This is a genomic window from Paraburkholderia sp. USG1 (assembly GCF_031570135.1).
GTDB classification, from domain to species: Bacteria; Pseudomonadota; Gammaproteobacteria; order Burkholderiales; family Burkholderiaceae; genus Paraburkholderia; species Paraburkholderia dioscoreae.
The window spans coordinates 80,731-100,171 of record NZ_JAMWXW010000024.1 but is presented as its reverse complement, the minus strand read 5'-3'; the positions used below and the strand labels follow the sequence as shown (position 1 = coordinate 100,171).

General features: G+C 61.6%; 19 protein-coding genes and 1 tRNA gene. 10 read left to right on the top strand and 10 right to left on the bottom strand.

Translation table 11 applies throughout. The annotated features are described in order from the left end of the window. Nucleotides 1-47 precede the first annotated feature (47 nt). From NE850_RS27650 to NE850_RS27615, 8 genes are all read left to right on the top strand, one after another. Nucleotides 48-791, top strand: coding sequence for a hypothetical protein (locus NE850_RS27650; RefSeq protein WP_310699644.1), 744 nt, complete (start codon nucleotides 48-50; stop codon nucleotides 789-791). Beyond that, nucleotides 788-1,465, top strand: coding sequence for a hypothetical protein (locus tag NE850_RS27645; protein ID WP_310699643.1), 678 nt, complete (start codon nucleotides 788-790; stop codon nucleotides 1,463-1,465). Before NE850_RS27650 ends, NE850_RS27645 begins: the two co-directional genes overlap by 4 nt. A 169-nt stretch (nucleotides 1,466-1,634) precedes the next feature. Then, nucleotides 1,635-1,883 carry a hypothetical protein gene (locus NE850_RS27640; RefSeq protein ID WP_310699642.1) on the top strand — a complete coding sequence of 83 codons (249 nt, stop codon included), beginning with the start codon at nucleotides 1,635-1,637 and terminating at the stop codon, nucleotides 1,881-1,883. A 43-nt stretch (nucleotides 1,884-1,926) separates the two neighbouring features. Further along, nucleotides 1,927-2,661, top strand: coding sequence for a hypothetical protein (locus NE850_RS27635; RefSeq protein ID WP_310699641.1), 735 nt, complete (start codon nucleotides 1,927-1,929; stop codon nucleotides 2,659-2,661). Next, the gene (locus NE850_RS27630; protein ID WP_310699640.1) at nucleotides 2,658-3,227 is read left to right on the top strand and encodes an AP2 domain-containing protein; all 570 of its coding nucleotides are present in this window, start codon (nucleotides 2,658-2,660) and stop codon (nucleotides 3,225-3,227) included. Before NE850_RS27635 ends, NE850_RS27630 begins: the two co-directional genes overlap by 4 nt. Further along, nucleotides 3,224-4,021 carry a hypothetical protein gene (locus NE850_RS27625; protein ID WP_310699639.1) on the top strand — a complete coding sequence of 266 codons (798 nt, stop codon included), beginning with the start codon at nucleotides 3,224-3,226 and terminating at the stop codon, nucleotides 4,019-4,021. Before NE850_RS27630 ends, NE850_RS27625 begins: the two co-directional genes overlap by 4 nt. Continuing rightward, entirely contained in the window at nucleotides 4,015-4,272 is a 258-nt protein-coding gene (locus NE850_RS27620) for a hypothetical protein (protein ID WP_310699638.1), read from the top strand. Before NE850_RS27625 ends, NE850_RS27620 begins: the two co-directional genes overlap by 7 nt. Nucleotides 4,273-4,497: 225 nt before the next feature. After that, nucleotides 4,498-5,490, top strand: a complete 993-nt coding sequence (locus tag NE850_RS27615) for a site-specific integrase (RefSeq protein ID WP_310699637.1) — start codon at nucleotides 4,498-4,500, stop codon at nucleotides 5,488-5,490. Nucleotides 5,491-5,576: 86 nt separating this feature from the next. Here NE850_RS27615 and NE850_RS27610 read toward each other — a convergent pair. The 6 genes from NE850_RS27610 to NE850_RS27585 all read right to left on the bottom strand — a co-directional run bounded on the left by NE850_RS27610 (nucleotide 5,577) and on the right by NE850_RS27585 (nucleotide 12,455). Further along, a tRNA-Ile gene (locus tag NE850_RS27610) sits at nucleotides 5,577-5,664 on the bottom strand. Between the two features lie 152 nt (nucleotides 5,665-5,816). Next, on the bottom strand, nucleotides 5,817-8,219 hold the full coding sequence (gene rpoD / locus NE850_RS27605; RefSeq protein ID WP_165187623.1) for an RNA polymerase sigma factor RpoD: 2,403 nt from the start codon (nucleotides 8,217-8,219) through the stop codon (nucleotides 5,817-5,819). A 92-nt stretch (nucleotides 8,220-8,311) separates the two neighbouring features. Further along, on the bottom strand, nucleotides 8,312-10,180 hold the full coding sequence (gene dnaG, locus NE850_RS27600) for a DNA primase (RefSeq protein ID WP_007178847.1): 1,869 nt from the start codon (nucleotides 10,178-10,180) through the stop codon (nucleotides 8,312-8,314). An 80-nt stretch (nucleotides 10,181-10,260) separates the two neighbouring features. Beyond that, nucleotides 10,261-10,707 (bottom strand): GatB/YqeY domain-containing protein, encoded by a 447-nt coding sequence (locus tag NE850_RS27595; protein ID WP_007178846.1) that lies wholly within the window; start codon nucleotides 10,705-10,707, stop codon nucleotides 10,261-10,263. A gap of 249 nt (nucleotides 10,708-10,956) precedes the next feature. Further along, nucleotides 10,957-11,169: a 30S ribosomal protein S21 gene (gene rpsU, locus NE850_RS27590; protein ID WP_007178845.1), complete on the bottom strand. Its 213-nt coding sequence runs from the start codon at nucleotides 11,167-11,169 to the stop codon at nucleotides 10,957-10,959. Nucleotides 11,170-11,237: 68 nt separating this feature from the next. Then, nucleotides 11,238-12,455, bottom strand: a complete 1,218-nt coding sequence (locus NE850_RS27585; RefSeq protein ID WP_007178844.1) for an NAD(P)/FAD-dependent oxidoreductase — start codon at nucleotides 12,453-12,455, stop codon at nucleotides 11,238-11,240. 123 nt (nucleotides 12,456-12,578) lie between these two features. Between NE850_RS27585 and tsaD the strand changes: the two genes are divergently transcribed. Then, nucleotides 12,579-13,607: a tRNA (adenosine(37)-N6)-threonylcarbamoyltransferase complex transferase subunit TsaD gene (gene tsaD, locus NE850_RS27580; protein ID WP_310699636.1), complete on the top strand. Its 1,029-nt coding sequence runs from the start codon at nucleotides 12,579-12,581 to the stop codon at nucleotides 13,605-13,607. Between the two features lie 82 nt (nucleotides 13,608-13,689). Here the strand turns inward: tsaD and folE2 are convergent, their stop codons facing one another. From folE2 to NE850_RS27560, 4 genes are all read right to left on the bottom strand, one after another. Further along, nucleotides 13,690-14,496, bottom strand: a complete 807-nt coding sequence (gene folE2 / locus NE850_RS27575) for a GTP cyclohydrolase FolE2 (protein WP_007178842.1) — start codon at nucleotides 14,494-14,496, stop codon at nucleotides 13,690-13,692. A 263-nt stretch (nucleotides 14,497-14,759) separates the two neighbouring features. Further along, on the bottom strand, nucleotides 14,760-16,667 hold the full coding sequence (dxs, locus tag NE850_RS27570; protein WP_035516905.1) for a 1-deoxy-D-xylulose-5-phosphate synthase: 1,908 nt from the start codon (nucleotides 16,665-16,667) through the stop codon (nucleotides 14,760-14,762). A gap of 85 nt (nucleotides 16,668-16,752) precedes the next feature. Beyond that, nucleotides 16,753-17,634, bottom strand: a complete 882-nt coding sequence (locus tag NE850_RS27565) for a polyprenyl synthetase family protein (protein WP_007178840.1) — start codon at nucleotides 17,632-17,634, stop codon at nucleotides 16,753-16,755. After that, entirely contained in the window at nucleotides 17,631-17,939 is a 309-nt protein-coding gene (locus NE850_RS27560; RefSeq protein WP_007178839.1) for an exodeoxyribonuclease VII small subunit, read from the bottom strand. The genes NE850_RS27565 and NE850_RS27560 overlap by 4 nt, the downstream gene beginning before the upstream one ends. A 285-nt stretch (nucleotides 17,940-18,224) precedes the next feature. Between NE850_RS27560 and NE850_RS27555 the strand changes: the two genes are divergently transcribed. Then, on the top strand, nucleotides 18,225-19,331 hold the full coding sequence (locus NE850_RS27555) for an aromatic ring-hydroxylating dioxygenase subunit alpha (protein ID WP_007178838.1): 1,107 nt from the start codon (nucleotides 18,225-18,227) through the stop codon (nucleotides 19,329-19,331). The last annotated feature ends 110 nt before the right edge of the window (nucleotides 19,332-19,441 follow it).

The window sequence follows — 19,441 nt, the reverse complement described above, 5'->3', positions numbered from 1 at the left end:
CGATGCGCACTGCTATCCGCGCATCGGCGACTGAATAACCCCGACTTGTGGGCGCTGTACTGGCCCACTCTTTTTGGATACCTGACATGAACGCAACCACAGACCAAGAGCGGCTGTCGATTGAAGGCGTGCCGGCAGCCGAGCCGGAATCGAACGAAGCGCCGCACATGATCGCGCGCATCAACGCACTGGCCGTCAAGATCGCGTACCCGTTCATGGCAAAGGACGACATCCGCTTTTATCTGAACGGGCTCAACATCCGCCCGCTCGAGGACGACTCTGTCATGGTAGTGGCAACGGACGGACACCGCTACTTGGTGGTGCACGATCAGAACGGCTATGCCGAGCGCGAGATGATCGTCTCGGTCAAGAAAGATTGTCTCAAGTCGACGAACAGCAAAAACACCTTCGACGTGATGTCGAACGGATCGGCGTTCGTGAACGATGAACACGGCATGCCGCTGTTCGTTCAACCCGGCAACTCGTTGATCGAAGCCGAGTTTCCGCGCATCGAGAACGTCGTCTCGGCCATTGGTTACACCGAGGGTATTTCCGGTGCGATCAATCCGGCGTACCTGAAGGATGCGCTCGCACTCGGACAGCACTTCAACAGCATTCGCTTTTTCACAAAGGATCAGGACAGCGCCTTGGTGTTCGTCGTCGGCGGCATGGGCGATCTGGAGGTGTTCGGCGGAATCATGAAGCTTCGTGAGAGCTTCGAGCAGCTGCCGACGTGGTTCCCGAAGCCGGTGCTCTTCAAGTTGACCGAGCCGGTCGGGGCACCGGAATGAAAGAACGTCCGATCCTCTTCAGCGGCCCGATGGTGCGCGCTCTGCTCGACGGTAGCAAGACGCAGACGCGGCGCGTCGTGAAGCATCAGCCGCCCGACGACGTGGCGCATATCACCGTCGCCCACTACGAGCCGACCGTGGTCGATTGGCGCGGCGAGGAAGAGCCTGGCAGCGTCATCTTCGGGGCATACAGCGAAGACGGTTCGTGGGGTTGCAAGTGCCCGCACGGACAGCCCGGCGACCGTCTGTGGGTGCGCGAGACGTGGCGAGGCGTCGTCGAGATCAATCCGCCGGGCAAGTCAATGGAACTCGGCGTCGCCCGATATGTGCCGGATCAGGAGTACTGCCGCCGCGTCGAGTATCAAGCGACGCAGGGTCGTGATAGCGAGCCGTGGCGCCCTTCCATCCACATGCCGCGCTGGGCGTCGCGCATCACGCTCGAAGTCATCGGCGTGCGCGTCGAGCGGTTGCAGGACTGCAGCGAGCAAGACGCCATTGCGGAAGGCATCGGCAAGACGCCCGCCGGATTCTGGAGCACATACGGGCGCAGTGGCGTGGATGGCACCTACTCGCCGCGCAGTTCCTTCCACTGTCTGTGGGAGTTGATCAACGGCGCCGAGTCGTGGGCGGCGAACCCGTGGGTATGGGTCGTCGAGTTCAAGCGAGTCACATAAATGCCCGGCTACCTAATTTTCGCTCTCGCCGTATTAGGCGCAATAGCGGTGGGTGTGGGGTTGGCGCTTCTGTTCGAACGGACTCGGCGCAAGTAGCCGCGACCATATCTGCCAAACGAATAAACGGCGTTTATGCGCCACACGAATCAACCCTTCTATTGAGGCGAGCATGAACTGCAACTGCATCAGTGATCTGGAAAAGCGGCTTCAGGCGAAATACACGGATGAGCTTGGTGCTCCCGCAAGCGCCGAATGCCAGGCGGCCGGGTTCACATTCGGCAAGTCGGTTCAGGTGATCCATAAGACGGAATTCAAGATCACTGCCAATGCTACTGGCTACAAGCGCGGGAAGTCGATTCCTGTTATCGCAAGCTTCTGCCCGTTCTGCGGAACATCAACGAAAGAACAGGCCGCCTAACCCCATCCGCGCAGCGCGCGAAGCAATCGAATAGGACAACATCATGAGCGATACCACTAAAGATGCAGTGCCCGGCGCAGCAATCCTCCCTGATGGGAGCGCTTTCGCAGTTTTGAGCCCGCCATTGCCCGCTGATCACTGGATCTATGCCGAGCGCACATACAGTAAGCACGATCAGGTCGAACCGGATGATCTTCCCGCGCCGATCTTCACGCACGCCATGCGTGCCGCAGTCGTTGCCGCAGTTCGCTATGCAGTGCGTGGCGCGACGATATGTGGCAAAGAGCCTGATTTCGATCCCGATGCGCTGGTGCAAAACGCGGTCTACGCTCTATGTGGGCCGTATGGAACACTTGAATGGAATACCCCCGAGGCGGCCGATGTGGCCGCGCATAGCCAGACCGATTCACCGGTCGAACACGTCATCGCGGATAAGACTGAGCCCGGCAAGCTCGAAACCGCGTCTGAGATGACCGATGCCGCGCGAGACGTGATAGCGGAACGTCAGCGGCAGGTATCCGCAGAAGGATGGACGCCCGAGCACGACGATGAGCACGAAGAAGGCGAACTAGCCGCCGCAGCCGGTTGTTACGCCATATGGGGTTGGGGTGGTCACGCTTTCTCTCAGGCTGGCGACGAGCCGAAGCCGTGGCCGTGGAACCGCACGTGGTGGAAGCCCTCTACGCTGCGTCGCCACTGCGTAAAAGCCGCCGCTCTACTTCTCGCCGAGATCGAGCGCATCGACCGGGCCGCTCCATCTACCGGCGATCAGTCATGACCACCCAACCCACGAGGCTCGAAGTGAGGGCAAATATGAAAGATGAACAACTTGACCATTCGCGGACGATCATTCTATCCAGCGGCGAAGTTTCAATCGTTGATGAGGCCGACTACGCGCTAGTTTCTCAATACACATGGCGGATGGGTGACAAAGGCTCTGCGGTTGCGAAAGTCTACGTAGACGGAAAGCGGCTTAACGTTCGCATGCATCGTCTGATTATGGGCTTGAGAAACGGGGATCCTAGGCAAATCGACCACAGAAACAGAGTCCGCCTGGGTAACCGGCGGAACAACCTAAGGATATGCACGGTAGCCGAAAACAACCGGAATATCGGAGTCAGATCCAACAGTAAATCTGGATATAAAGGCGTCTCGTGGAATAAATGTAGGGGTCGCTGGCACAGCCGAATCGGGGCGAATGGAAAGGTAATCCATCTGGGATATTTCGATACGGCAGAGCAGGCCCATGAGGCTTTCGTTAAAGCAGCACGAGAACTACACGAAGACTTCTTCTGCGAACGAAATCTGAAGATAACAGCAGGTCAACCGGAGGTTCGACCATGAACCAAAAGAGCAAAACTGCTGGGGAGCCGATGGCGAAGTTCGTCATTCGCGCACTTGTGGCCGCCGGCCATGTTCCGCAAACGAAAGTCGATGAAGCGTTCGAGATCGCCGCAAAGACGCCAGGCGTCGCTAATTCTGCCGTGGTGCTGGACGATGAGCGGGCGGCGTTTGAGGCGTGGATGCAACACAAATGGGAGTACGTTGATGCCGACACGGTTGGGCACAAGACGGCATTGGAAGCGTGGCTAGCTCGTGCAGCTTGGCCGAATGCGGAAATTACAAATGAGCAGATTCTGGACCTCTTCTATGCTGATGCCAGCATCGACGCGTGTGCCGCGACAACAGTCATTGCATTTGCTCGTAGGTTGCTTCTCGCCCGCGCCGCATCCCCGCACCCAGTAGCGCAACCTGTAGAGCAGATTTCACCGATCATCGGCACGCAGGCACCATTCTCGAATTGCCGGTTCAAGTTCTGCGATCTGCCTGGACAGTGCCGCGATGAGGGCAAATGTCACCATCCCGCGGTGCCGGCAGCGCAACCTGTGGAGCAGACGCGGGCGCTGACGGATGACGCTCGCGACGCAGAGATTTTGCGAACTTTGATTCACCGGACTCATGCTTGCGACCTGAAGTTTGACAAAGCTGGGAAGGTCCGTGCGCTGCATGCAGTATTCAAAGCGGACTCCGAGCCTGGCTATGGAATGGAGTCCAGCGTTCGGCGCTATCTAGACGCCTTCATGCAAGACGCCGCCATGACCGCCGCGCGTCCGGCAAGCGGAGAGACAGAATGCTGATCAAACGCATTGAAGGCGCAACGCGCAACCTCGGCGCACCGCCGAACTGGGATGGCGACATCTCAAAGTGCAATGTCCTGCCGATTCGGGATGTCCTCACCGAACAGGGGCAGTTCATGGTCTCGTCGTGGGAACCAACGCCGGCAGAGCTTGCGGCGATTAACGCGGGCGAGCCGATCAAACTGTGGATCGCTGGCACCGGCCACCCAGTCGTAGCGCTGAGTGTCGGGCCGATCGAGCAGACCGATTAATGGCAGCAGCACAACGAATGATTGAAACCACGCGCAAACACTGGGGTGTGAGATAGGCATCGCAGAAGGAAAACGCGTAAGCGCCGCCGAAGCCGCAACTATTCTTGGCGTGCCGCGCTACGCAATCAGCCGGATCGACACTGCCGGCGAAATCATCCAGCGCTACAAGCTGGGATACAAAACTCACGTCTACGACCTTGAATCGCTCTACCGGTTCCTTGCATCATGCCAATCGAAACCATTACGAAGGCCGGCCGCCGGCGCTACCGCTGGACGTTCGAACGAATCATCGAAGACCGCCGCGTTCGAAAAGCCAAGCTTCTCCCTGCGGGCATATCTGCCAAACAGGCAGACGAGCTAGGCCGCAAGTGGGACTCCGAAACCTACGCGCTCCATACCGGCATCGTAAAGCCGGTAGTAACGATCGGCGAATGTGTCATGGCGCACGTCGCCGATAAGAGCGCCGGGTGGAAGGACGCGACAAAGCGGATCCAGATTCTTGAGAAGTGGGCGCCGTGGTTTGCGGAGCAGGACGCGATGGAGCTGCACGAATGGTCGAAAGAAATGGTCGGCTACATGCGTGCCCATGTGGACCGGAACGGGGCGAAGAAGCGGCCACTATCAGATGCGGCCATCCGCAATGTTCTCGCATACCTGCGTGCCGCGATCAAATACGCTCACAAGGTCGGCAGGATCGAGTCAGACCAGACCGCTAGAATGATCATTCCGCCGGTCAATAACGAGCGACATCACTACCCGCAACGACGGGAAATGCTCCAGATCGCGCGGGCATGCAAACACCGCGAGGTGCGCGCGGCTATCCGCATCGCGTTCTATTCGGGGATGCGCCGCGGCGAGATCCTGCGGGCGAAGGTGACGCGGACCGGGTTCTCGCTGGCCGACACGAAAAACGGGCGGCCGCGTATCGTGCCGATCCATCCGCGAGTCGCGGTGCTCGCCCGGCGTGTCCGGTTCACCGTGACGGTGAAGCAGTTTGAAATGGCGTGGACAGCTGCGCGCTCGGCGGCCGGTTACCCAGACACAAAGTTTCATGACCTGCGCCACGGCGCGGCGTCCGAGATGATCAACGCTGGCATCGACCTGTTCACGGTCGGCGGCGTTCTGGGGCACCGGTCAGTCGCGTCGACAAAGCGCTATTCGCACCTGGTGACGGATCGACTGGCGGATGCGGTGGGCAGGATCGGACGGCGCGAATAGATACGGCAATCTGCTGACGGGCAGAAAAACCCATACCCCTCTGCTGTGTCAGCATCGCGCAAAACCGGCGCGAGCCTTGTAAATATTGGTGGGCCGGGTCGGAGTCGAACCGACGGTGTCCTTTCGGAGGCGGATTATGAGTCCGCTGCCTGCAACCAGCACGGCGTCCGGCCCAAGAAAAAAGACCCGGTCGTGAAGGCCGGGCCTATTCGCTGATTGGCCGACATACTACACGAAAAAGGAGCCTTCGCAACCGCTTCGATACGCCGAAACAACCGCGAGGCTCCTTCAAACCGCTACATCAGTGCAACGTACGCCGGCCTCGATCAATTCCCTTCGAGGAACGATTTCAGCTTGTCCGAACGGCTCGGGTGACGCAGCTTGCGCAGCGCCTTTGCCTCGATCTGACGGATCCGTTCGCGCGTCACGTCGAACTGCTTGCCGACCTCTTCGAGCGTGTGATCGGTGCTCATCTCGATACCGAAACGCATGCGCAGCACCTTCGCTTCGCGCGGCGTCAGCGAGTCGAGCACGTCTTTCACGACATCGCGCATGCTGGCGTGCAAAGCGGCGTCGGCCGGCGCAACCGTGTTGTTGTCTTCGATGAAGTCGCCCAAGTGGGAATCGTCGTCGTCACCGATCGGCGTTTCCATGGAGATCGGTTCCTTCGCGATCTTCATGATCTTGCGGATCTTGTCTTCCGGCATTTCCATCTTCTCGGCCAGCGTTGCCGGATCCGGCTCGAGACCGGTTTCCTGCAAGATCTGACGCGAGATGCGGTTCATCTTGTTGATCGTTTCGATCATGTGAACCGGAATCCGGATCGTGCGCGCCTGGTCGGCGATCGAACGCGTAATGGCCTGACGGATCCACCACGTTGCGTACGTGGAGAACTTGTAGCCGCGACGATATTCGAACTTGTCCACCGCCTTCATCAGGCCGATGTTGCCTTCCTGAATCAGGTCGAGGAACTGCAGACCACGGTTTGTGTACTTCTTCGCGATCGAGATCACGAGACGCAAGTTCGCCTCGGTCATTTCGCGCTTCGCCTGACGCGCCTTCAGTTCGCCCGCCGCCATCTGACGGTTGGTTTCCTTCAGGTCTTTCAGCGGCAGCACGACGCGCGCCTGCAGATCCAGCAGACGTTGCTGCTGTTCGCGGATAGCCGGAATGTTACGCGTGAGGATCGCGCTATACGCGTGACCTTCACCGACGATCTTGTCGGCCCACTCGAGATCCGTTTCGCTGCCCGGGAAACGCGCGATAAATTCCGCTCGCGGCATGCCGCACTTGTCGACTACCGTGTGCAGAATCTGACGCTCGACCTGACGCACTTCGTCCACCTGCGCGCGCAGCGTGTCGCACAAACGCTCGACAGTACGCGCAGTAAAGCGGATCGTCATGAGCTCGTTCTGAATCGTTTCCTGCGCCTTCAGATACGACTTGGACTTGTAGCCTTCCTTCTCGAACGCGCGACGCATCTTGTCGAACCATTCGCTGATCATCGCGAATTTTTCGAGCGACGCACGCTTGAGCGCTTCCATCTGCGCGGCGTTAGCCGTGGCCTGCGCCGTGCCGTCGTCTTCTTCCTCGTCTTCTTCGGCGTCCTCTTCGACTTCTTCGTCTTCGCTCTCGATCGCTTCCGCCTCTTGCGCGGAGAAGCCGTCCGCGTCTTCCGCATTGGCGTCGATCAGGCCGTCGACCAGTTCGTCGATGCGAATTTCCTCATTCGCGACGCGCTCGGCCATGGCCAGAATGTCGGCGATCGTGGTCGGGCATGCGGAGATGGCCATCACCATGTGCTTCAGGCCGTCTTCGATCCGCTTCGCGATTTCGATTTCGCCTTCGCGCGTGAGCAGTTCGACCGTGCCCATTTCCCGCATGTACATGCGGACCGGGTCGGTGGTACGGCCGAATTCCGAGTCGACGGTGGACAGCGCGACTTCCGCTTCCTCTTCCACTTCGTCGTCCGAAGAAGCCGCCGGCGCGTTGTCGTTCAGCAGCAGCGTCTCAGCGTCCGGGGCCTGCTCGTACACCGCCACGCCCATGTCGTTGAACGTGCTGATGATGCCTTCGATCGCCTCGGTCTCGGTGAAGTTGTCCGGCAGGTGGTCGTTGATTTCAGCGTACGTGAGGAAGCCGCGCTCCTTGCCGAGCTTGATCAGCGCGCGCAGTTTGGAGCGGCGCTCCTCGAGTTCCTCGACCGTGCCCGGCTGCGACGACGCGAAAGCGTCTTTCAGCAGCGCTTTTTCCTTTGCACGACGGTCGCGAGCCTTGGCCTTTTCCACCTTGGCTGGAACAGCCGCAGGGTTTTCCTCGCTTTGGGTTGCGTCGTCATCGACGGGTACTTCGTTCAGCTTTTTCGTCATGGAGTTCGCCGTACCGGCTGTAGTCTCGACTCGCGGCTGGTGGACAACAGCCGGTTGAACCGTGGATACTGGAACCTCGCGCACTACCGCATCGTCCTGCGCGGCAGCCGCTTCCCTTGCGCTTCTGACACCCGACCCCTTCGCGGCCGGTAATGCTACAGCTTTCGCCGCCCTGACCGGCTCCGCTCGCGCAGCGGAAGCGGTCGAGGACTTCTTCCCGGCAACGGGTGCAATGCTGGCGGCAGACGTCTTTCTGGCGGAAGAAACTAACCTGGCCTCGGTGACCTTTCTGGTCGACTCACTGGAGTTCGTGCCTGTAGCTTTCTTCCCGCCCGTAGTTGCGTCCTTAGTCTTTGCCATCGCATCGCCTTTTCGCCTTTGCTAGGAAAACCCTTTAAGAAACAAACTGCTGGAAACCTTTTATTATACCACTCAGGCTTCCTCCGCTCCGCTTACAGCCCGAGCCGGCGCTTCATGTCAGCCCGCTTCCGGTTCAGTTCCGACAGCTCCGCAAACTCCTCCGGTGTGTGCCGGGATTGCCGCGAAAGCTGCTCGAGACGATCGCAGTAAGCGTCGTACCGCATCTTCAGGATCGCCGCCTTCAGTTCCTCTCCAACGATCCGTTCCTGCTCGCGCCGTTCCTCGATGACGGTCGCGTCCTCCGGGTCTTTCAGCAGCAAATCCCGGACGTTTTCATCATAGTCTAGAATTTTGCGAAAGATTTCCTCGAAAGTTGGGGCGTTCGCGCCGTTTCGCAATAGGTCGGACAACAACTGAAACTCCGCCGAATCGCCCAGCGCACGCGCGTGCGTCGTCACTTCTTCGAACAGTTCGCCGTGCCGCGTAACCGTGAGGAGCGCCTGCTCGGCCTCCTCGTCCAGCACCGCCACCGTGCGCGGATGCATCACCAGATTGCGCAGCGTTTTTTCCTCGATTCCGGTCACGCTGCGCCGGTCTTTGCGGGCCGGCGCGGCGCGGGCCGCCGCGGCGATGCGCGAATCGACCTCGCACAGCGCGGCGACCTCGTCGAACGGCACGTCGAGCCGGTCGGCGAACATATGCATGATCTGCGCACGCAGCGCGTTGGCCGGCAGCGCCTGCAGCAAAGGCTTGGCGTCGAACAGCGCACGGGCCTTTCCTTCCGGCTGATCCAGCTCCTTGCCGGTCAGCACCTCGTTCAGCATGAACTGCGACAGCGGCATGGCCCGCTCGACCTGCTCGGCGAACGCCTCGGTGCCGTATTCACGCACGTAGCTGTCCGGGTCGTGCTCGGCCGGCAAAAAAAGGAACCGGATGGTCCGGTTGTCCGCCGCATGCGGCAAACAGGCATCGAGCGCGCGGCGAGCGGCGCGCCGGCCCGCCGAATCGCCGTCGAAACTGAAGATGACCGTGTCGGTCTGGCGCATCAGCTTCTGCACGTGAATCGGCGTACAGGCCGTACCGAGCGTGGCAACTGCGTTCTGGAACCCCAATTGGGCCAGCGCGACCACGTCCATGTAGCCTTCCACGACGAGTACATAGTGCTGTTCGCGAATCGCCAGACGCGCCTCGAACAGCCCATACAGCTCGCTGCCCTTGTTAAATAAAGGCGTTTCGGGCGAATTCAAATATTTCGGCTCGCCACCGTCCAGCACGCGGCCGCCGAAGCCGATCACCTGCCCCTTCACATTGCGTATCGGGAACATGACCCGCTCGCGAAAGCGGTCGTACCGGCGGTTCTGACCCTGTGCGTCGGACTTTTCGCTGACAATCACCAAACCCGATTCGACCAGCGAATCGTCGCGGTAGTTCGGAAATGCTGCTTCGAGGTTCTGCCAGCCGTCCGGGGCGTAGCCGAGCCCGAAACGGGCCGCGATCTCGCCCGTCAAGCCGCGTTTCTTCAAATACTGGATCGCGACCGGCGCGCTGCGCAGTTGTTTGCGGTAGAAATCGCAGGCGGTCTGCATGACGTCGGAAAGCGCCGTGGTGACCGCCTTGGAGGCAGCCGGCGCATAGCCGCCGGAACCGCCGCCGCCATATCCCGGCGAAGGCTCGTTCGGCACGGTCAACCCAACGGACTGTGCCAGCTCGTTGACCGCCTCCGGAAACGAGGAGCCGACGTGCTCCATCAGGAAACCGATGGCCGTACCATGCGCACCGCAGCCGAAGCAGTGATAGAACTGCTTAGTCGGACTAACCGTAAACGAAGGGCTTTTCTCGTTGTGGAACGGGCACAGCCCCATGAAGTTCGCGCCGCCCTTCTTCAACTGCACATACCGGCCGACCACGTCGACGATATCGACGCGGTTGAGCAGATCCTGAAGGAATGACGGAGGAATCACTGTATGACGCTACCTGAAAGGCTCAAGGCTGCACACGCCACCCGTCGAGCGACGGCGCGCGCAGACCGGACAAACGGAAGTTACTTCGCGAGCGCGGCTTTGACCTGCGCCGAGACAGCGGTCATGTCGGCGCGGCCGGCCAGCTTCGGCTTGAGCACGCCCATCACCTTGCCCATGTCTTGCGGGCCGGCCGCGCCGGTTTGCGCAACCGCCGCCTGAACTTCGGCAACGATCTCCGCCTCGGACATCTGCTCCGGCATATAGGCAGACAGGATCGCCAGTTCGGCCTTTTCCTTGTCGGCCAGATCCGTGCGGCCAGCCGCTTCGAACTGGCTGATCGAGTCTTTGCGCTGCTTGATCATCTTGTCGATCACAGCGGTGATCGCGGTGTCGTCGAGCGTGATGCGCTCGTCGACTTCGCGCTGCTTGATCGCGGCGAGCAACAGGCGGATCGTGCCGAGACGCTCGGTTTCACGTGCCCGCATGGCGGCCTTCATATCGTCGTTGATCCGGTCCTTGAGACTCATCACTCACCTGAATGCGTTGGAGAATTTGAAAAACCGGCCAGGCCAGGCACCTCGACGCGCGCATCAACACGCGCATCAACACGAATACCCGCTTGGGACTGCTTCCTCAAGCGGGTTGGCACAATGTGCGTGGTGGGTGCGACCCTGCCGGCTGGCCCGAAGGGCCGTGTTTTCCGTGATGGCACCTGCCGTGCCCTCACCGGTTGGATGCCGCTGCCCCGTTCGACGGGAACCGCGACAACACCAGAATCAGTAGAACTTCTTTGGCAGCATCTGGCCACGCAGACGCTTGAAATGACGCTTCACCGCAGCCGCCTTCTTGCGCTTGCGCTCGGCCGTAGGCTTTTCGTAAAACTCGCGAGCGCGAAGTTCCGTCAACAAACCGGTTTTCTCCATGGTGCGCTTGAAACGGCGCATGGCGACTTCAAACGGCTCGTTGTCTTTTACGCGGATGGTCGTCATTTTTCAATAACGGAACTTTGTAAAGGTTCAGGAGTATAGCAGAGCTTTCTCACAAAGCCAGAGCGCCGTCAAGCCCCCTGGACATACTCCGCGGCCGCCTGGCCGGCCGCCACGCCGGATGCCCACGCCCACTGGAAATTGTAGCCGCCCAGCCAGCCCGTGACGTCCACCGCCTCGCCAATGAAGTACAAGCCCGGGGCGCGCGCGCTCATCATCGTCGATGACGACAGCTCGCGCGTGTCGACGCCGCCGCGCGTCACTTCGGCCTTGCGATAGCCTTCCGTGCCGTTGGGGGTGAGCGTCCAGCGCGACAGAGCCTCACCGACGCGGTGCAGGGTTTTGTCCGGCAAGTCAGCCACGCGGGCTTCGGCCGGAACCTGATGAGCTTCCAGCCAGACATGAGCGAGCCGCTGCGGCACCCATTCCGACAACAGGTTGGCGATCTGGCGCTTCGTGCCGGTTTTGGCTTCCAGCAACGCGGTCGTGGCGTCCTGCTCGGGCAACAGGTTGATGTGAATCGGCTCGCCGGGCTGCCAGTAGCTCGAAATCTGCAACACCCCCGGACCGGAAAGGCCGCGGTGGGTGAGCAGCAGATCTTCGTTGAATTCAGCACCGGTCTTCTTGTTGCCGGTCGCGAGTTGCACTTCCAGCGAGACGCCGGACAGCGCCGAGAACGGCTCCCAGTCCGCTGCGGCGAAGGTCAGCGGAACCAGCGCCGGGCGCGTATCGATCAGCTTGTGACCGAATTGCCTGGCAAGTCGGTAGGCGAAATCGGTGGCACCGATCTTGGGAATGGAAAGGCCCCCGGTCGCGATCACGAGCGCGCGTGCAGCGATCGGCCCCGACCGGGTATCCAGCGTGAACCGCCCTTCCGCGTCCTGGCGCACCTGTTCGACGGACAGCGGCGTGCGCCATGCCACGCGGCCCGCGTCGCACTCGCTCTTCAGCACATTGATGACCGCGTCGCTCGACTGGTCGCAGAATAGCTGGCCTTTGTGCTTCTCATGCCACGTCACGTGATGGCGCTTGAGCAACGACATGAAGTCGCGCGGCGTGTAGCGCGCGAGTGCCGAGCGGCAAAAATGCGGGTTGGCCGACAGGTAGTTGGCCGGCCCGGCATACAGATTCGTGAAGTTGCAGCGGCCGCCACCGGAGATGCGGATCTTCTCCGCGAGACGCTGCGAATGGTCGATCAGCACCACGCGGCGGCCGAGCTGCCCGGCCACGGCCGCGCACATCATGCCGGCCGCGCCTGCGCCGATCACTGCGATATCGAAGGATTCCATGCGGTCGCATTGTACCTGTGCGTCTGCGACCCTCTGCCCGCACTGCTATACTTTACGGCTTGCCTTTTCACTTTTCGGGCGCCGGGGCGTCATTGCTCGTGCGTCCGCCCAAGCCCATCCATCATGCTCGTTCTCGGCATCGAAAGCTCCTGCGACGAAACCGGTCTCGCGCTCTACGACACGGAGCACGGCCTGCTCGCGCACGCGTTGCATTCGCAGATTGCGATGCACCGGGAATACGGCGGCGTGGTGCCGGAGCTGGCGTCGCGCGATCACATCCGGCGCGCGTTGCCGCTGCTGGAAGAGGTGATGGAACGCGCCGGCACGGCTAGCGGCGACATCGACGCAATCGCCTATACGCAGGGCCCGGGCCTTGCGGGCGCGCTGCTGGTCGGCGCGAGCGTCGCCAATGCGCTGGCTATGGCGTGGGACAAGCCGACCATCGGCATCCATCACCTCGAAGGGCATTTGCTCTCGCCGCTGCTGGTGGACGAGCCGCCGCCGTTTCCGTTTGTCGCGCTGCTGGTGTCCGGCGGCCATACGCAGTTGATGCGCGTGACGGACGTGGGCGTCTACGAAACGCTCGGCGAAACCCTGGACGACGCCGCCGGCGAAGCCTTCGACAAAACCGCCAAGCTGCTCGGCCTCGGTTATCCGGGCGGCCCGGAAGTCTCGCGCATGGCGGAATTCGGCACGCCCGGCGCAGTGGTGCTGCCGCGCCCGATGCTGCATTCCGGCGATCTCGATTTCAGCTTCAGCGGCTTGAAGACCGCTGTGCTCACCAACGCCAAAAAGCTCGGCGGCGCGAATATCTGTGAGCAGGCGAAAGCCGATCTGGCACGAGGTTTCGTCGACGCGGCGGTTGAAGTCCTGGCGGCAAAGTCGCTGGCCGCGCTCAAGAAAACCGGGCTCAACCGGCTGGTCGTCGCCGGTGGCGTCGGCGCGAACCGGCAGTTGCGCGAGGCGCTTTCCGCCGCAGCGAAGAAGCGCAATTTCTACGTGCACTACCCTGACCTGTCTCTGTGCACGGATAACGGTGCGATGATCGCGCTGGCCGGCGCTTTGCGGCTGCAACGCTGGCCGGATCAGTCGGGCAAAGACTACGCGTTCACGGTGAAGCCGCGCTGGGATCTGACCTCACTCGCGCGCTGAAACCTGCATCGGTACATCGGTAAGGCGCAAAAAAAGCCGCTTCGAGAAGCGGCTTTTTCAATACAGTCAGCAAACACGCATATCAGCCCGCACGCTTGTCCCGCTCGATCACCGCATACGCGCTGTGATTGTGAATCGACTCGAAGTTCTCGGCTTCGAGCACATAGGCGACGATCCGCTCGTCCGCATTCAGACGCTGCGCAACGTCGCGCACCAGGTCTTCGACAAACTTCGGATTTTCATAGGCGCGCTCGGTGACGAACTTCTCGTCCGGGCGCTTGAGCAAGCCCCACAGTTCGCATGAGGCTTCTTCTTCGGCGATACGGATCAGTTCTTCCACGGCCACGTCGCCAGCCAGTTCGGCGTTGATCGTGACGTGCGAGCGCTGGTTATGCGCGCCGTACTGCGAAATCTTCTTCGAACACGGGCACAGACTGGTAACCGGCACCTGCACCCGCAGGAACAGACGCGTCGCGCCATTGCGGGTCTCGCCCGTCAAGGTGACTTCGTAGTCGAGCAGGCTTTGCACACCCGACACCGGCGCGGTCTTGTTCACAAAGTACGGGAACGATACTTCGATGCGGCCGGCCTCTGCTTCGAGCTTTTCGAGCATCGCGGCGAGCATGGTACGGAACGTAGCGGGCTCAAGCGGCGCCTTGTTCTCTTCGAGCAACGCGACGAAACGCGACATGTGCGTGCCTTTCTGGTCAGCCGGCAAATGCACGTCCAGATTCCACGTGCCGACCGTCGGCTGCACCTCGCCGCCTTGCGTGCGCACCGTCAGCGGATGGCGCACCGCCTTCACGCCGACCCGTTGAATCGGGATCTGGCGGGTGTCGGGCGTGCTTTGCACGTCGGGCATCACAAAGGCGGGATTCATTTGATTCATTATCTTGTCCTTTCAGGAAACGCCGGGCCGCCCCAGGTTTTCCGCCCCGGAGGAAGTCTCCGTGGGAGATTACGCCCTCGGGAACTGTCGCAAAGCAACAGGTTTGGGGGCTCTCAGCGGCCGCGCGAATCAAGGCGCGCAACGGCAAACGCCGGCCCTTGCCGGCGTTGGATGATGGGCCCGAAGGCCCATCGATTCAAGTTGGAGATTGCTATGGCCACTATGGCCGCCCTGCACGGCGGCCGGGTAGCGAGCAGCGGCGCTTATGCGACGCGCTTCACCGACGACTGGCCGCCGACCGCCCCGCTCAACAGAAAACGCTCGCGGATCGACTTGGTGATGCCCACGGCGTCGAGACCGCACGCGGCGAGCAGCTTGGCCGGATCTCCATGATCGATGAACCGGTCGGGGAGGCCCAATTGTAGTACCGGACGAGTAACCCCACTGGCAAGCAGGGCTTCCACACATGCCGAACCCGCGCCGCCCATCACGCAGCCTTCTTCGACCGTGACGATGGCGTCGTGCGTTTCGGCCAGCTGACGGATCAGATCGGCGTCCAGCGGTTTCACGAAACGCATGTTCGCAACGGTTGCGTCCAGTTGCTCGGCCGCCGCCAGCGACGGCGCCACCATCGTGCCGAATGCCAGAATCGCAATGCGCTTGCCAGCCGGCTGCGACGTTTCGCGACGAATCTCACCCTTGCCGAGCGGCAGCGCCGTCATCTGCTTGATGGTCGCCACGCCCGTGCCGGAGCCGCGCGGGTAGCGCACCGCCGTCGGGTTCGGTTGCTGCAATGCGGTGTACAGCATCTGGCGGCATTCGTTTTCATCCGACGCAGCCATCACCGTCATGTTCGGGATGCAGCGCAGGAACGCGAGGTCGTAAGCACCCGCGTGCGTCGCGCCGTCCGCGCCGACGAGCCCCGCGCGGTCGATCGCGAACACCACCGGCAGGTTTTGCAGTGCAACGTCGTGAATCAGCTGGTCGTACGCGCGTTGCAGGAAGGTCGAGTAGATTGCGACCACCGGCTTCATGCCTTCCGCCGCCAGGCCGCCTGCGAACGTCACCGCGTGTTGCTCGGCGATACCGACGTCGAAATAACGGTCCGGGAAGCGCTTCTCGAACTCCACCATGCCCGAGCCTTCGCGCATGGCCGGCGTGATGCCGATTACCCGCGCATCCAGCTCGGCGGCGTCGCACAGCCATTCGCCGAACACCTGCGTATAAGTCTTCTTCGACGGCGTGGTGGCCGGCTTGATGCCTTCGGCCGGATTGAACTTGCCCGGGCCGTGGTACAGCACCGGATCGGCTTCGGCCAGCTTGTAGCCTTGGCCCTTCTTCGTCACGACGTGCAGGAATTGCGGACCGCGCAGTTCCTTGATGTTTTGCAGCGTCGGAATCAGCGAATCGAGGTCATGGCCGTCGATCGGGCCGATGTAGTTGAAGCCGAACTCTTCGAACAGCGTGGCCGGCACGATCATGCCCTTAGCGTGCTCTTCGAGCTTGCGGGCGAGATCGAGCATGGGCGGCGCGACGCGCAGCACGCGCTCGACGCCGGCCCGCGCGGCCGCGTAAAAGCGGCCCGACATCAGGCGCGCCAGATGGCGATTCAGCGCGCCGACCGGCGGCGAAATCGACATGTCGTTGTCGTTCAGGATGACCAGCAGCGGCACGTCGTCTTCGACGCCGGCGTTGTTCAACGCCTCGAAGGCCATACCGGCCGTCATTGCGCCGTCGCCGATCACGGCGATGCCCATGCGGTTGTCGCCCTGCAGCTTGCTCGCGATCGCCATGCCGAGCGCGGCCGAGATCGACGTGCTGGAGTGCGCCGTGCCGAAGGTGTCGTATTCCGACTCGTCACGCTTCGGGAAGCCCGAGATGCCGCCCAACTGACGCAGCGTATGCATCTGGTCGCGGCGGCCCGTCAGGATCTTGTGCGGATAAGTTTGATGGCCGACGTCCCAGACGATCCGGTCATGCGGCGTGTCGAACACATAGTGCAGCGCAATGGTCAACTCGACTGTGCCGAGGTTGGACGAAAGATGGCCGCCCGTCTGCGATACGCTGTCGAGCACAAAGGCACGCAACTCGTCGGCAAGCGGTTGCAATTGGCGGCGATCGAGGCGGCGCAGTGCCGCCGGGTCGTCAATGGTTTTCAGCAAGTCGTACATCGTCGTTCCATTGTAGGAAAACTTACGCGCCCGCACTTCATACATGCGCCCCGCAACGCAGGCGCGCGGCGGCGGGCTTTCGCGTTCAGCTGACCCGGTTCACCACCAGGTCGGCCAATTCGGCAAGACGCTGCGCGCGTGCGCCGAACGGCGCCAGCGCGGCGTGAGCGTCGCTGCGCAGCTGCGCTGCGAGCGCACGCGACGCGTCGAGTCCAATAATCGACACGTAGGTCGGCTTGCCGTCCTTCGCGTCTTTACCTGCGGTTTTGCCGAGCGTCGCGGAATCGGTCGTGACGTCGAGAATGTCGTCGACGACCTGAAATGCGAGGCCGACAGCCGCCGAATACGCGTCGAGCGAGCGCATGGCGTCCGCGTCCGGCGTTTCGCCAGCCAGCGCGCCCATGCGCACCGCGGCGCGCAGCAAGGCCCCGGTTTTCATGCGGTGCATGGTTTCGAGCTGCGTGCGCGTCAGCGTGTGGCCGACGCTCGCCAGGTCGATGGCCTGCCCGCCGCACATACCGATCGAGCCGCTCGCCAGCGCCAGTTCGCGCACGAGCGCGGCCTGTTGCGCCGGGGCCAGCACCTCCGAGGTCAGCGCGACAAACGCCTGCGATTGCAGCGCATCGCCGACCAGCAATGCCGTGGCTTCGTCATACTTGACGTGTACCGTGGGCTTGCCGCGACGCAGCGCGTCGTCGTCCATGCATGGCATGTCGTCGTGGACGAGCGAGTACACGTGGATCATTTCCAGCGCCGCGGCCGCCGCGTCGAGGCATTCGGCGCGCGCGCCGGTCAGCTCGCCGGCCGCGTGGCACAGCAGCGGGCGAACCCGCTTGCCGCCGCCCAGCACCGCGTAGCGCATGGCTTCATGCAGCGTGGCGGGCTCGGTTGCCTCGCCCGGCAGGTAATGTTCTAGTGCCGTTTCGACGCGCTCCAGCACCGAGCGCATCCATTGTTCGAATGTCATAGGTCGTCCCCGCTTTCAGTAGCGGCTGTGCCTGCGGTATTCATGGGCAACGGCTTGAGCGTCTCGCCGTCGAGCACGCGCACCTGCTGCTCGACCTTCTCGAGCTGCTGCTGGCAAAACGCCACGAGAGCGGCGCCGCGCCGATAGGCGGTAAGCGACTCCTCGAGGCTGAGATTGCCGCTTTCCATGCGTGCAACCAGCCCTTCCAGCTCCGCCTGAGCGGCCTCGTAATTCTCGGGCAGCGGTGTGGTGTCGACGCCTTCGGCTGGCGTGGCTGCAGTATCTTTCGACGCGGTCTTCGCCATGAATAGTCGCAAAATTAAAACAAGTCGGACATTCTACGGCAAAAGCGTCATTTCCGATCCGCTCGCCGGCCTACGCCCGCCTTCTCACTCCGCGCCACCCTAGCAGTCTCGCAGAAAAAAAGTGATCAGTCTGCGGCGAAAAAGTCGAACTTTCCTGACATTTTTGACCCAAATCAGGCACTTAAACGCCCCAGGAAAGGGGAAACGGGTATAATCGCTGGCTCCCTAAATCGAATCTTCGATGGTTGGGTTGTTCACTGCTTTCACGTCTTCACGGGAGTGGGAATGTCCAATCTGAGCAATGCATTGCAGTTGCGGTCTGTCCACAGCCAGCTGCCAGTCACGGCTTACTTTGACGAAGCGCTTCTAACGCGCGAGATCGACACCCTTTTCAAGAAAGGTCCTCGCTACATCGGCCACGATCTCATGGTGCCCGAGGCGGGGAATTATTTTGCTTTGCCGAGCGAGAGCGAAGGGCGTGTGCTCGTCCGTAACCAGCAGTCGCAAGTCGAGCTGCTGTCGAACGTGTGCCGCCACCGGCAAGCCATCATGCTCAACGGCCGCGGCCAGACGGAGAATATCGTCTGCCCCTTGCATCGCTGGACATACGACCTGAACGGCCAGCTCCTCGGTGCGCCTCATTTTGCGGATAACCCCTGCCTGAATCTCGGCGCCACGCCGCTGCAGAACTGGCAAGGCCTGCTGTTCGAAGCGCAGGGACGCGACGTCGCGCGCGATCTGGCGCGCCTCGGCACCAAGGAACATTTCGATTTTTCGGGCTTCATGTTCGATCACGTCGAAGTGCACGAGTGCAACTACAACTGGAAGACCTTTATCGAGGTCTATCTGGAGGACTATCACGTCGCGCCGTTCCATCCGGGCCTCGGCAGCTTCGTCAATTGCGACGACCTGACGTGGGAGTTCGGCGACTGGTACAGCGTCCAGACGGTTGGCGTGCACAAGGATCTGGAGCAGCCGGGCAGCCCGACTTACCGCAAGTGGCACGACGAAGTGCTGCGCTTTCGCGGCGGCAATCCGCCTGACTTCGGCGCGATCTGGATGGTGTACTACCCGGGCATCATGATCGAGTGGTATCCGCACGTGCTGGTGGTGTCGTGGCTGATCCCGCGCGGCCCGCAGAAAACCACCAACGTGGTGGAGTTCTATTACCCAGAGGAAATCGCGCTGTTCGAGCGGGAGTTCGTCGAAGCCGAGCGCGCCGCCTACATGGAAACGGCCCGCGAAGACGACGAGATCGCCGAGCGCATGGACGCCGGCCGCCGCGCGCTGATGAATCGCGGCGAATCGCAGGTCGGCCCGTATCAAAGCCCGATGGAAGACGGCATGCAGCACTTCCACGAGTTTTTGCGGCGTGAGCTCGGCACGATCTGATTGGCGCCTCGCCAGATAACTCAGGCAGCACCCACGCATGGAAAGACGGACTTCGGTCCGTCTTTTTTTGTTTAGACTAACGGGATAGCTCGGCCATCCGGTGTCGGCGG

Excerpts from the sequence above, each read along its gene's own strand:
- NE850_RS27645 (WP_310699643.1), top strand. The coding sequence starts at position 788 with ATGAAAGAACGTCCGATCCTCTTCAGCGGCCCGATGGTGCGCGCTCTG.
- NE850_RS27640 (WP_310699642.1), top strand. The coding sequence starts at position 1,635 with ATGAACTGCAACTGCATCAGTGATCTGGAAAAGCGGCTTCAGGCGAAA.
- NE850_RS27635 (WP_310699641.1), top strand. The coding sequence starts at position 1,927 with ATGAGCGATACCACTAAAGATGCAGTGCCCGGCGCAGCAATCCTCCCT.
- NE850_RS27630 (WP_310699640.1), top strand. The coding sequence starts at position 2,658 with ATGACCACCCAACCCACGAGGCTCGAAGTGAGGGCAAATATGAAAGAT.
- NE850_RS27625 (WP_310699639.1), top strand. The coding sequence starts at position 3,224 with ATGAACCAAAAGAGCAAAACTGCTGGGGAGCCGATGGCGAAGTTCGTC.
- NE850_RS27620 (WP_310699638.1), top strand. The coding sequence starts at position 4,015 with ATGCTGATCAAACGCATTGAAGGCGCAACGCGCAACCTCGGCGCACCG.
- NE850_RS27615 (WP_310699637.1), top strand. The coding sequence starts at position 4,498 with ATGCCAATCGAAACCATTACGAAGGCCGGCCGCCGGCGCTACCGCTGG.
- rpoD (WP_165187623.1), bottom strand. The coding sequence starts at position 8,219 with ATGGCAAAGACTAAGGACGCAACTACGGGCGGGAAGAAAGCTACAGGC.
- NE850_RS27595 (WP_007178846.1), bottom strand. The coding sequence starts at position 10,707 with ATGAGTCTCAAGGACCGGATCAACGACGATATGAAGGCCGCCATGCGG.
- rpsU (WP_007178845.1), bottom strand. The coding sequence starts at position 11,169 with ATGACGACCATCCGCGTAAAAGACAACGAGCCGTTTGAAGTCGCCATG.
- NE850_RS27585 (WP_007178844.1), bottom strand. The coding sequence starts at position 12,455 with ATGGAATCCTTCGATATCGCAGTGATCGGCGCAGGCGCGGCCGGCATG.
- tsaD (WP_310699636.1), top strand. The coding sequence starts at position 12,579 with ATGCTCGTTCTCGGCATCGAAAGCTCCTGCGACGAAACCGGTCTCGCG.
- folE2 (WP_007178842.1), bottom strand. The coding sequence starts at position 14,496 with ATGAATCAAATGAATCCCGCCTTTGTGATGCCCGACGTGCAAAGCACG.
- dxs (WP_035516905.1), bottom strand. The coding sequence starts at position 16,667 with ATGTACGACTTGCTGAAAACCATTGACGACCCGGCGGCACTGCGCCGC.
- NE850_RS27565 (WP_007178840.1), bottom strand. The coding sequence starts at position 17,634 with ATGACATTCGAACAATGGATGCGCTCGGTGCTGGAGCGCGTCGAAACG.
- NE850_RS27560 (WP_007178839.1), bottom strand. The coding sequence starts at position 17,939 with ATGGCGAAGACCGCGTCGAAAGATACTGCAGCCACGCCAGCCGAAGGC.
- NE850_RS27555 (WP_007178838.1), top strand. The coding sequence starts at position 18,225 with ATGTCCAATCTGAGCAATGCATTGCAGTTGCGGTCTGTCCACAGCCAG.